10 protein-coding genes are annotated in these 12,070 nt (G+C 63.2%); 6 read left to right on the top strand and 4 right to left on the bottom strand.

The window, feature by feature from the left end; genetic code table 11:
* Positions 1 to 129: 129 nt before the first annotated feature.
* Positions 130 to 1,446: a C4-dicarboxylate transporter DctA gene (gene dctA / locus DRB87_RS18490; RefSeq protein WP_130027959.1), complete on the top strand. Its 1,317-nt coding sequence runs from the start codon at positions 130 to 132 to the stop codon at positions 1,444 to 1,446.
* A 92-nt stretch (positions 1,447 to 1,538) separates the two neighbouring features.
* Here dctA and DRB87_RS18485 read toward each other — a convergent pair whose 3' ends face one another.
* Complete coding sequence (locus DRB87_RS18485; RefSeq protein WP_130026936.1) at positions 1,539 to 2,744, bottom strand: MFS transporter; 1,206 nt, start codon at positions 2,742 to 2,744, stop codon at positions 1,539 to 1,541.
* A gap of 318 nt (positions 2,745 to 3,062) precedes the next feature.
* Here DRB87_RS18485 and DRB87_RS18480 point away from each other — a divergent pair, with 318 nt between their 5' ends.
* Both DRB87_RS18480 and DRB87_RS18475 read left to right on the top strand, forming a co-directional pair.
* Positions 3,063 to 4,331, top strand: coding sequence for a M20 family metallopeptidase (locus DRB87_RS18480; protein ID WP_130026935.1), 1,269 nt, complete (start codon positions 3,063 to 3,065; stop codon positions 4,329 to 4,331).
* Positions 4,328 to 4,972 (top strand): trimeric intracellular cation channel family protein, encoded by a 645-nt coding sequence (locus DRB87_RS18475; RefSeq protein ID WP_130026934.1) that lies wholly within the window; start codon positions 4,328 to 4,330, stop codon positions 4,970 to 4,972. The genes DRB87_RS18480 and DRB87_RS18475 overlap by 4 nt, the downstream gene beginning before the upstream one ends.
* Positions 4,973 to 5,069: 97 nt before the next feature.
* On the opposite strand, the gene DRB87_RS18470 is transcribed toward DRB87_RS18475, so the two are convergent.
* The 3 genes from DRB87_RS18470 to DRB87_RS18460 all read right to left on the bottom strand — a co-directional run bounded on the left by DRB87_RS18470 (position 5,070) and on the right by DRB87_RS18460 (position 8,578).
* Positions 5,070 to 5,816 carry a FadR/GntR family transcriptional regulator gene (locus DRB87_RS18470; protein ID WP_130026933.1) on the bottom strand — a complete coding sequence of 249 codons (747 nt, stop codon included), beginning with the start codon at positions 5,814 to 5,816 and terminating at the stop codon, positions 5,070 to 5,072.
* 237 nt (positions 5,817 to 6,053) lie between these two features.
* Positions 6,054 to 7,214 (bottom strand): porin, encoded by a 1,161-nt coding sequence (locus tag DRB87_RS18465; RefSeq protein WP_130027958.1) that lies wholly within the window; start codon positions 7,212 to 7,214, stop codon positions 6,054 to 6,056.
* A 71-nt stretch (positions 7,215 to 7,285) separates the two neighbouring features.
* Positions 7,286 to 8,578 carry a glucarate dehydratase family protein gene (locus tag DRB87_RS18460; RefSeq protein WP_130026932.1) on the bottom strand — a complete coding sequence of 431 codons (1,293 nt, stop codon included), beginning with the start codon at positions 8,576 to 8,578 and terminating at the stop codon, positions 7,286 to 7,288.
* A 311-nt stretch (positions 8,579 to 8,889) separates the two neighbouring features.
* Here DRB87_RS18460 and DRB87_RS18455 point away from each other — a divergent pair, with 311 nt between their 5' ends.
* Genes DRB87_RS18455 through DRB87_RS18445 form a run of 3 tightly spaced genes read left to right on the top strand, consistent with a single transcriptional unit; the run spans position 8,890 to position 12,047 of the window.
* Positions 8,890 to 10,065, top strand: a complete 1,176-nt coding sequence (locus DRB87_RS18455) for an ABC transporter substrate-binding protein (protein ID WP_130026931.1) — start codon at positions 8,890 to 8,892, stop codon at positions 10,063 to 10,065.
* 21 nt (positions 10,066 to 10,086) lie between these two features.
* On the top strand, positions 10,087 to 11,169 hold the full coding sequence (locus tag DRB87_RS18450; protein WP_130026930.1) for an ABC transporter ATP-binding protein: 1,083 nt from the start codon (positions 10,087 to 10,089) through the stop codon (positions 11,167 to 11,169).
* A complete protein-coding gene (locus tag DRB87_RS18445) occupies positions 11,166 to 12,047 on the top strand; it encodes an ABC transporter permease (protein WP_130026929.1) in 882 nt (293 codons plus the stop codon). Before DRB87_RS18450 ends, DRB87_RS18445 begins: the two co-directional genes overlap by 4 nt.
* The last annotated feature ends 23 nt before the right edge of the window (positions 12,048 to 12,070 follow it).

Here is a 12,070-nt window from a genome sequence, read left to right as displayed (position 1 = left end):
GGAGGGAAGGCGCGGCCCGTGCAATCCACCAACAGAACAATCGTCGACATCGCACTGCACCGCCGCGGCATGCCGCAGCCGGCCAGCGGCGTGATGCCATCCAGCAGTTATCGCGCACAGGAGACAACCATGCGTGCATCAAGGATTGGTAAGTACCTGTCCCGGCTCTACGTACAAGTATTGATCGGCATTCTCGCCGGTGTTGTTGTCGGGCATTTTTTCCCCGACATCGGCAGCCACCTCAAGCCGCTCGGAGATCTCTTCATCAAGCTGATTCGCATGCTGCTCGCACCGATCATTTTTGCATCGGTTGTCGTCGGCATTGCGCGCATGACCGACCTTCATGAGGCGGGGCGCGTTGGCGTCAAGGCTGTCATGTATTTCGAGGTGGCGTCGACCTTCGCGTTGTTGATCGGGCTCGCGGTGGTCAATCTCCTCAAACCCGGCTCGGGCATGAATATCGATCCCGCGAGCCTGGATGGCAAGGCGATCGCCAATTACACGCACGCGGCGCAGCAACATTCGATGCTCGACTTCTTCATGAACATCGTTCCGAACAGCGTGGTTGGGGCATTCGCCAACGGCGAGATGCTGCCCATCATCTTCTTCTCGGTCCTTTTCGCGATTTCGCTGGCGAAACTCGGCCCCCGCACGGCGCCGTTCGTCGATGTGCTCGACATGTTCCTTCAGGGCATGTTTGGCGTGGTTCGCATCGTGATGTATGTCGCCCCGATCGGTGCCTTCGGCGGCATGGCCTTTACCGTCGGCAAGTACGGAATCGGTACGTTGTCGTCGTTCGGCGAACTGATGTTGTGCCTGTATCTCACGTCGGTCGTGTTCGTTGTCGTCGTGCTGGGCAGTGTGATGCGTCTGTGTGGTCTGTCGCTGTGGAAGTATCTCCGATACATCAAAGACGAACTGTTGATCACGCTGGGTACGGCGTCGACGGAAGCGGTTCTGCCGCAAATGCTCTTCAAGATGGAGAAGCTCGGTTGTTCGCGCCCTGTGGTGGGGATGGTGCTGCCGACCGGCTACACGTTCAACGCCGACGGCACGGCCATTTACCTCACGATGGCGGCAATCTTCGTGGCACAGGCCGTGAACGTGCACTTGACGATCTGGGACCAACTGCTCTTGCTCGGCGTGTTGCTACTCACGTCGAAGGGGTCCGCCGGCGTGGCGGGCGCGGGCTTTGTCGCACTGGCCGCGACGCTGGCGACCATGCATAAGATTCCGGTGTCCGGGCTGGTCCTCTTGCTCGGCGTCGACCGATTCCTGAACGAAGCGCGCGCGGTGACGAACCTCATCGGCAATGGTGTGGCCACTATCGTGGTCGCGCGTTGGGAGGGGGCGCTTGACATGAACCAGGCCCGTGCAGTGCTGAATCGGGATGCGCCTGACGACCGGGTGCCAGACGAGGCCCGTCTGGTGGAAGGGCACGCATGATCTAACGTTAAGGGGAGGCGGAAGGGACGGGCGGCCGGTGCGGACCGACCGGCATCGGCCAGCAGCGTCGCTTTCCCTCCCCCGCCATTGCGTCAACCGATGGAGGGGCGTGGGGTGACCCGTCGTGACAACAGCAACAGCACCGTCAGCACGCAAAAAATGGCGCCTGCGTAAAACGTCGCCATGGCGCCGACCCGATCCCACAGCATGCCGGCAATGACGCTCGACCCGAGCGTGACGATGCCGCTCACCAGGTTGAAAACACCAAAGGCCGTTCCCCGCAATTGGGCAGGTGCCGTCTGGGCGACCATCGTGGCCAGCAGCCCCTGGGTCATGCCCATATGCAATCCCCAAAGGGCGACACCTACGAGCAGTACCGTCCAATGGTTGCCGTGCGCGAGCACGATGTCAGACGCGAACAACATCACAAGGCCCGCGATGAGCAATCGGGTGTGGCTCATCTGGTCGGCGAGCTTTCCAAAGGGATAGGCCGACAGCGCATAGACGGCGTTCATTGCCACCATCACCAGCGGCACCCATGCGACAGGCACGCCGCTGTCCATGGCCCGAAGCACCAGGAATGCTTCGCTGAATCGCGCCAGCGCAAATACACCGCCCACGCCGACGACCCACCAATAGTCGCGTCCGAGCCGTTTTGCATTCTCCCAGCGAATCGGGTTGACCCGCTTGGCCCCGCGATCGTGAGCGGGTTCTTCAATGCCCAGCGTGAGCAGCGCCACGGCGATCACGCCGGGGATCATGGCCAGCCAGAAGGCCAGCCGAAAGTTGTCCGATCCTGCGAGCATGATGACAACCGCCAGCAACGGTCCCAGGAACGCGCCCACCGTGTCCAGTGCCTGTCGCAAGCCGAACGCCGCGCCGCGTAGATGGGGGGGCGTAATGTCAGCCACCAGCGCATCGCGCGGGGCACCGCGTACGCCCTTGCCAACACGATCGAGCACGCGCGCGGTCACGACAACCCCGATCGTGGGCGCGATGGCAAACAACGGTTTGCTGATCGCACCGAGACCGTATCCCAGGACCGCAAGCCACTTGCGATTACGCAAATAATCGCTGAGCGTTCCGGAAAACACTTTCACGATCGGGGCCGTGGCTTCGGCGATCCCTTCGATCAGGCCGATCGTCGTCGCGCTCGCGCCGAGACTTGCCATCAGAAACATCGGCAGGAGGCTGTGGATGATCTCGGATGAAATGTCCATGAACAGACTGACGAAACCGAGTATCCACACGCTTCGTGGGATCTGTTGCAGTACCTTCGTTCGCGGGTTGGCTGACATCGAACATTTCCGAGGGGCGGCGGAATCGAGTGGGGGCTTGACCTAGCCCTCCCACAGGGTAAACCACCTGCAGGTTAGCTGGCAGGCACGTTTCCGGCTATTACAATTGTTGGAATCGCCGTGCCGCCGGAGCGACTGCTGCTGTGCATCGTCGCCCTGCCAGGGGTTCGACCGCGGAACGACGTGTGCGCGCGTGCCGGCTGGAAAGCGCCGGAACTCTTCTCTACAATGAAATCCCGCACTCGAAGCCGAAACCGAACATCGGCTTGCGAGCCCGCCGGCTGCGCTGGCGAACGCCGGCAACCCAGGAAGGTAACCATGTCGACACTGATCGAAACGATGACGGGCGCGATCGACGGCCTACTGCCGGAACTCGAGGCGATCTACAAGGACCTTCACCAGCATCCGGAACTGTCGATGCAGGAAGTGCGCACCGCACGGATCGTGGCGGACTACGTCGAGAAGCTCGGCTATGAAGTCGCGCGCAACGTGGGCGTGACCGGGGTGGTGGCCGTGCTGCGCAACGGCGCCGGGCCGACGGTGATGCTGCGTGCCGACATGGACGCGCTGCCGATGGCCGAAGCCACCGGACTGCCCTATGCCAGCACGGTGAGCGCGAAGGATGAAGACGGCGTCGAGGTCGGTGTCGCGCACTCGTGCGGTCACGATATGCACGTGACCTGGCTGATGGGCGTCGCGCGACTGATGGCCGAACATCGCGACGCCTGGCATGGCACCCTGATGGCCGTCTTCCAGCCTGGAGAAGAAGTCGCCCGCGGCGCGCGCAGCATGATGGACGATGGGATGACCCAGCGCTTTCCGAAGCCCGACGTGATTCTCGGCCAGCATGTGATGGTCGGCGCGGCGGGCACGGTGGGCTATCGAAGCGGCACGATTCTCTCCGCCGGCGACAGTCTCAAGGTCAAGCTGTTCGGCCGTGGCTCGCATGGGTCGCAGCCCCAGACATCGATCGATCCGGTCATCATGGCGGCGTCCACGACGCTGCGCCTGCAGACGATCGTGTCGCGCGAAATTTCGCCACGCGACAGTGCGGTGTTGACTGTCGGCGCCCTGCAGGCGGGAACGAAAGAAAATATCATCCCCGACGACGCCACGCTCAAGCTCAATGTGCGCACATTCGACGAAGACGTGCGCGAGTACATGCTCGGTGCGATCCGTCGTATCTGCTGCGCGGAGTGTGCCGCCTCGAACGCCCCGCGCGAGCCCGAATTCACAACGCTATCGAGCTACCCGCTCACGGTCAACGATGCCGCGACCCACGCGCGCCTGCTTGCCGCCTTCGAAGCCCATTTCGGCGAGCGCGTTTATGAAACGCAGCCCGCAGCGGCCAGCGAGGACTTCAGCGTGTTCGGCCGTGAATGGAACGTGCCGTATGCCTTCTGGTTCGTCGGCGGCACCGATCCCGAGGTCTTCCGGCGCGCCGTGGCGGCGAAGCGGATCAACGAGATTCCGAGCAATCATTCCCCGAAATTCGCGCCGGTGATCGAGCCAACGCTGCGCACCGGGTTGGAGGCCATGCTGTGCGCCGCCGGCGTATGGCTCGCCCCACACGACGCAGCGGCATGAATTCCCACACGGTCTATCTCGTTCTCGACCTGATCGGCACCTTCGCCTTCGCGCTCAGCGGCGCGGTCGCGGCGCGTCAACGGCGCCTCGACCTCTTCGGCATTGCGGCGGTTTCGTTCATGGTGGCTTGCGGCGGCGGCATCATCCGCGATGTCTGTATCGGCGCGATTCCGCCTACCGGGCTCTCGAACTGGCGCTATCTGGCGGTGTCGTTGCTGGCATCCGCCGTCGTGATTGCCGCCTACGCGCCGGTGCGCCGGATGCACCAGCCAGTGCTCTTCTTCGACGCGATCGGGCTCGGCCTGTTTGCGGTCTCGGGCGCGCAGAAGGCACTGGCCTTCAGTCACAGCGCCGAACTGGCGATTCTGCTGGGGATCGTGAGCGCGGTCGGTGGCGGCGTCATGCGCGACGTGCTGCTATCGCGCGTGCCATCCATTCTGGACCGGGAAATTTATGCCTCGGCGGCGCTTGTCGGCGCGGGCGTGCAAGTCGGTTTCTTCTATGCGGGATGGACGGACTGGTGGACGCCGTGGTTTGCCACGTTTGCCTGCGTCGCGCTGCGTCTCGCGTCACTCCGTTTCGGCTGGGGGCTGCCGGTATTCGGCAAGCCGCGCGTGATCGACGGCCCCGACGGAAAGTAGCGGGGCTGCCGGCAGGCAGGACCGCGAAACACAACTGGCCGTCAAACGTCGAACGTCGACTGTCAAAGGCGCCGTGCCCGCGTGCCGGGCTGCGGCGTTACCCTTGCGGACCGGCCGATTCCTGCGCGCGACGCAGACGCTCGCGGCTGTTGGTGAGGTGCGTGCGCATGGCCGCGCGCGCCGCTTCCGGATCGTGTCGCGCAATAGCGTTGTAGATGTCTTCGTGCTCGCGATTCACGCGATTGAGATACGACACCTGGTCGTCGTCGGCGAGCTCGGCGGAATTCACGCGCGTACGCGGAATGATCGTGTTGCCGAGCTGCTCGAGAATGTCGTGGAAATAGCGGTTGCCGGTAGCGTTGGCCACTTGCAGATGGAACGCGACGTCGGCCGTCACCGCATTGCCCGTGCGTTGGCGTACGTGCATCTCGAAGTCGTCAAGCGCCTGACGCATCAGCTTGAGCTGTGTGTCGGTACGGCGATTCGCCGCCAGCCCGGCCGCTTCCGTTTCCAGCGAAATACGCAGCTCCAGAATCGCCATCACGTCGAGCATCGTAAGGATGCGGTTGGTGTCGACCTGCAATGAATTCTCGCGCGGCGCTTCGAGCACGAAGGTGCCGATGCCGTGGCGCGTTTCCACCAGTTGCGCGGCTTGCAGTCGCGAGATCGCTTCGCGGACCACGGTGCGGCTCACGCCCAGGCTTTCCATGATGGCCGACTCGGTCGGCAGCTTGTCGCCCGGGCGGAACGTCCCGCTGCGGATCTGCTCGGACAAGGCGCTCACTACCTCTTCCGTGAGGCTGCGAGACTTGCGGCGAGGACGTGCGGGCAACGGGCTGGTCATGGACATGGCGTTGGTTGGAGTGATGGGTGACGACAGAACGCCCCCAGTTTACCTTATCGCCGGTCGCATACATACGACAACCGATAAGAATCGACCGCCAACGCCATCCCCTAATCGGGATCAGGCATCGGCGGCCGAAAGTACCACCTCGTGCGACTTCTCGCGACCACTCATGACTGCCTGGGCCGGCACGCGCACGGCGACAGCCCGGGCAGCTTTCCTACGGACGAACCCGCGTCAGAAATCGACGCGGATCCCCAGCATGCCGACGACCTGCGAACTCGTCGCCGACGGCGTGCTGTTCTGCGAGTCGCCAACCGCCGGGCCGGCATTGATGATGCTCGCCGCATTGGCCGAGAGCGACTTGCCGTTGGCGTGCTGCCAGGCTTCGAGCGCGTACAGCGAGGTGCGCTTCGAGAGCGAATACACTTGCGCAAGCGAGACCTGATGGTAGGTGGCGGCATCGGTGATGCCGTTCGCCTTCGAGGCCGCCGTGTAGCTGTACGCCGCCGCCAGACGCCACTGCGGCGACACGACCCATGACGCATGCACGCCGGCCGTGTTGAAGATGGCGGTGTCATGGAAGAGCGACGCCGCGCCCGGCTTGTACTGCACGTTGCTGTAGGTCGCGCCCAGCGTCACGCTGCCGATGGTGTAGATGCCGGCCACGGCGATGTGCTGCAGCACGTCGGCGGTGACATAGCCCTGGTTGAGGGAAGACGTACCCGGTGTGCCGGTCGACGCACCATTCCACGTCGCCCCGCCGCCGCCCACGTTGTTCAGGCGCAGGTAGCCGGCGGCCAGCGAGAGCGGGCCACCGTCGTAGCGCAGCGCGCCGGAGTACGTGTTGCCCTTGCTGAACGCACCGGCCTGACCGCCAAAGCCGTATTGCAGGCTGGCCGTCACGCCCCACATCACCGGCGACGTGTAGGTCACCGAGTTGTTGATGCGGATGGTGGTGTCGAGACCGTCGATATCGCCAGGGTGTGCGCCGGTCGCGCCCGTCACGTAGGTGGTCGGGCCGATGGTGCCGACCATCATGTAGTACGGTGTGTATTGACGGCCGATGGTCACCGTGCCGAGCCGGTCGTTCTTCAGGCCGACGAAGGCTTGACGATTGAACATCTGGCCCGACGAGCTGAACGCGCCGTTGTTGATGTCGAACCCGTTCTCCAACTGGAACAGCGCCTTGGTGCCGCCGCCAAGATCTTCCGTGCCGCGCAGGCCCCAGCGACTCCCCGCCAGATTGCCGCTGCGCAGATAGGTGTTCGACTTGCCGTTCTGGTTGCTGCTATAGGCCATGGCATCGTCGACGATGCCGTACAGCGTCACGTTCGACTGCGCGAACGCCGGTACGGCACCGGCGGCGAGACCGGCCAATACAAGCCCGGCAAACAATTTCGAATGTCTCACGACTTCTCCTTTTGTGGTGTGTTTTCTTGGACTTCGCTTGAAACGTTGTTGCATGCTCACGGGAAACTAAAAACGGGGGCTCTGCCGCTCCAGTCGGGTTGGTATTTGCGCATCTGAATGGCGTCGTTGCGAGTGCGCACTCCGCAACGCAGAAACTGCTCATGCAACCTTGCTAACTGGTCCTGATCGATCTCGAGACCAAGCCCAGGGGCCTGCGTCACGGCGACTGCGCCATTGCGAATGGCGATCTTGCCGCCGCGCACGACTTCCTCGTCCGGCGCTTGCCACGGGTAATGCGTATCGCAGGCGTACGACAGGCGCGGCACGCTGGCAGCCAAATGGGTCATGGCCATCAAGCTGATGCCGAGGTGGGAGTTGGAATGCATCGACAGTCCGAGATCGAACGTCTCGCACATGCGCGCGAGCAATTGCGTGTCGCGCAAGCCGCCCCAGTAGTGATGGTCGGACAGGATGATCTGCGCGCCATTGAGCCGCACGTTCTCGCGGAACTGCCGCAGGTCGGTCACGACCATGTTCGTGGCGAGCGGCATGCCCGTGGCGCGATGCAGTTCCGCCATGCCTTCCAGCGTAGGCGTAGGATCTTCGTAGTACTCGAGATCGCCCGCGAGTTCGCGGCCCATCGCAATCGCGGTGGCGAGCGACCAGTTGCCGTTCGGATCGATGCGCAACGGCTTGTCCGGGAAAGCGCGCTTGAGCGCCTTGATGCACTTCACCTCTTCCGACGGTTCGAGCACCCCGGCCTTGAGCTTGATGCTGCCGAAGCCGTGGGCGTCGATCATCGTGCGCGCCTGGGCAACGAGTTGCTCGGCGTTGAGCGTTTCGCCCCAAGGGTCGAGCGGATAGCCGGTCGCCGGCATGTCGATGTGCTGCGCGTACTTGAAGAACAGATACGCGCTGTAAGGCACCTCGGGACGGACTGCGCCGCCGAGCAGTTCGACCAGCGGAATGCCCAGATGCCGCGCCTGCAGATCGAGGAAGGGCACCTCGAACGCGGCGTAGATCTTCTCGGCGTCCTTGCGCGGATCGGTGCCCGGCGCGAGTTCGTATTCCACGCGCTCACCGCGCACGCCCTGACGCACTACCGCCGCGACGCGCGCGCGCAAGCCGTTGGTGTCGAACGGATCCATGCCGATAAGGTGCGCTCGGGTGCTGTCAAGCAACGCCAGTACCGGCGCGTCGCCGTACGTTTCGCCGAGGCCCACGTGACCGTTATCGGTCTCGATCTCGATGATCGAACGCAGCGCATACGGCTCGTGAATGCCGGCCGCGTTAAGCAACGGTGGGTCGCGAAAGGCGATGGGGGTGATCGTGATGCGGTGAATTTTCACAGCGACTCATCCTCCGGCTCCAGGGGGAGCAGGGCAAGGGACGGAAACGCAAATTGCGTTTTATGGACTACTTTTACGTCATCGTATGACTGGCCGTAATTTAGGTGACGGACGGGACGTCTCTCTATCGGTGAAATCCCTGATAAACGGTAAGAGATCCCTTTAAAATCGCCTGAAAATGCGCAAATAAACAAACGCATAGGAATCTCTAAGGGAAATCTCTGAGACGTTTCGAGGTGTCTTCTGATTGCAAATTCACCACTCAAGTCATATGATGACTTACGAGAAATTCAACACGAAGAGGAGACAGCATGGCCTTCAGCCGCAGAGGATTCTGGCAACGCACACTCGGCGCACTCGCATGTGCGACCGCATTGGGAAGCATCGCGAGTACCGCAACCGCTGCGCCGGTCGCGCTGAACATCGTGGACGTCGCAGGCAATCTCGCACTCACGCAGAAGGGCTTCGAGGCCTTCCGCGACAAGTACCCGGATCTTGTTTCCAAGATCACGTTCACCAACGCGCCCGCCCCGCAACTGCCGGGCAAGATCAAGGCCATGCAAGCGGCGGGTCGTTCCGACATCGACATCGTGCTCACGGGTACCGATGCGCTTGCCGCCGGTATTCAGCAAAACCTCTGGCAGCGTCTGTTGCCCGACTACAGCGCAAAGTTGCCGGGCGTGCTCGACAAGTACTCGCCGAACGTGCGTGCGATGCAGGACCTCTCAAAGGGCTACGGCCTTACCGTGACGTATAGTCCGGCCGGACCGCTCATTGAATACAACCCGGCCAAGGTCAGTCATCCGCCGAAGACGGCCGCCGAACTGCTCTCGTGGTGCAAGGCCAATCCTGGAAAGCTGATTTATGCACGTCCTGCCAACTCGGGCCCGGGCCGCGCATTCCTCATGGGGTTGCCGTATCTGCTGGGCGACAAGGACCCGCACGATCCGATCAAGGGCTGGGACAAGACGTGGGCGTTCCTGAAGGAGCTCGATACGTGCATTCCCTATTACCCGGGCGGCACGTCGGCGGTGATGAAGGAACTGGGTGAGGGCAGTCGCGACATGACCGTGACCATGACGGGTTGGGACATCAACCCGCGCGCCTTGGGCATCGTGCCGGCAAGCTTCAAGGTGCAGGCCTTCGACAAGTTCACGTGGGTCAATGATGCGCATTACATCGTCGTGCCCAAGGGCGTCGCCAAAGAGAAGATGGATGTCATTCTCAAGCTGATCAACTTCATGCTCGAGCCTGCGCAACAGGCGCTCGCCTACGACGACGGCTACTTCTACCCGGGCCCCGCCGTGAAGGATGTGCCGCTGTCCGCCGCGCCGGCGAAGAGCCAGGAAGTAATCGCGAAGTATGGCCGTCCGGAATACGCGAAGCTCATCGCCGACTTCCCGCATGCCGTGCCGCTCGATGCGACCGCGATGGTCGCCGCATTCCAGAAGTGGGATGCCGAGATCGGCGCGCGGAAATCGAAGTGACCGGAGTGATCGGAGTCGTCCATGAAGCACAACTTTCAACACCTGCGCCTCGATAACGTTGCGCGCGCTTTCACCAACGCGGAAGGTCAGTCCGTGGCCGCCTTGAACGGCCTGGACCTGACCATCGAGCGAGGCGAATTCATCGCGCTGCTGGGGCCTTCGGGATGCGGTAAATCCACCGCGCTCAACTGTATTGCCGGACTTACGCCGCTGACCGGCGGCGCCATCTGGCTCGACGACGAGCGCATTGACGTGTTGCCGAGCGAGAAGCGCGGCTTCGGCATGGTCTTTCAGAACTACGCGCTGTTCCCACACATGAGCGTGCTTGATAACGTGGGCTTCGGCCTGCGCATGCGGGGCATGCCACGTGCGGAAATCGAGAAGCGAGCCCGCGCGGCGTTGCAACTCGTGCAGCTCGTGGGGCACGAGCGCAAGCTGCCGGGCCAGCTCTCGGGCGGGCAGCAGCAGCGCGTGGCCATCGCTCGCGCCATCGTGATCGAGCCGCCCGTCGTGCTGATGGACGAGCCGCTCTCGAACCTCGATGCGAAGTTGCGCATCGAGATGCGCGCCGAAATTCGCCGCATTCACGGCGAACTCGACCGCGCCACGATCTACGTAACGCACGATCAGGACGAAGCGCTCTCGATGGCCGATCGCATCGTGGTGATGAAGGAAGGCGTCGTGCAGCAGATCGGTGTGCCGCGCGATGTCTATTGCCGTCCGCGCAATCTGCATGTGGCGCGCTTCATGGGCTATCGCAACGTGTTCGACGTGTCGATCACGTCGGCGCAGGGCGATCGCGCCCGTGTGTCGAGCGGTGGCGCGTCGTTCGACGGCGTGCTCATGGAGTCGCCCGGCAGCGAGGGCAAGGTCAGCGTGGCGATTCGTCCCGATGACTTCGAGCGTGCACAGGCCGCCAACGACAATGCGTTCGATACGGTCGTGGAGACCGTCGAATACGGTGGCCGCGATTCGCTGCTGCGCGTGGCGTCGCCGTTCGGCCCGTTGTATGCGCGCCTGCCCGGCGACTATGCCGTTGGCGAGCGCGTGCCGCTTTGCGTGCCGGCCGAGCGCACGCTCGTCTACGCCGGAGAGCGCGCATGAGTGCCGCCGCATCCCCATCGCTCACGCCGGCCGCGCGCTTCGACGGCCGTGGCTGGCTCGTCGCCCCGGCGCTTGTGTGCCTGCTCGCGATGTTCGTGTACCCGTTCGCCTACGGTCTGTTCCTGTCGTTTCAGCCGATGGAGGGCGGCGTCTTCGCGAATTACGTGAAGTTCTTCACCGACCCAACGCTGTGGCCGACGGTACTCATCACGCTCAAGCTCGCCGTGCCGGCCACGTTGATCAACGTCGGCGCGTCGATTCCGGCGGCGTTCGCGCTGCGCAAGAGTACGCGCGCGTCGAAGTTCGTGACGATGCTGCTGGTCGTGCCCGTCACGCTCGGCACGGTGCTGATCGCCGACGGCATGCTGACGTACTATGGACCGAACGGCTGGTTCCCGCAGGCATTGCATGCGCTGCATCTCTACAGCGACGAAGTCCGTCTGACGCACAACTATTGGGGCGTGCTGATCTCGCTGGTGATTTCCGGTTTCCCGTTCGCGTTCCTGCTGATTCTGTCGTACGTAACGGGTATCGATCCGACGCTCGCGCGTGCGGCCGGCACGCTTGGCGCCGGGCCGTGGCAACAGTTCCGGCTGATCTATCTGCCGCTGCTGGTGCCGGGACTGACGATGGCGGCGTGCCTGTCGTTCGTGCAGGCGTTCTCGGTGTTCCCGTCGGCGGTGCTGCTCGGGGTACCGGCCGGGGCCACACGCGTGGTGTCGATCGCAGCGTATGAAGCCGCGTTCGAGAGCTACGACTACTCGCTGGCGTCGTGCGTGGCGATTGTGATGGGCTTCGTGCAATTGCTGATCGTGGCAGGGATGCTCGGCGCGCGCCGGGCCTTCTATAGCGGTCCGACCACGGGAGGCAAGGGATGAGCGCCACCAACAAGCATTTGGCC

This window comes from Pandoraea sp. XY-2 (assembly GCF_004193915.1).
Classification (GTDB): domain Bacteria; phylum Pseudomonadota; class Gammaproteobacteria; order Burkholderiales; family Burkholderiaceae; genus Pandoraea; species Pandoraea cepalis.
The sequence above is the reverse complement of the archived record's forward strand: the minus strand, read 5'-3'. Positions and strand labels throughout refer to the sequence as shown.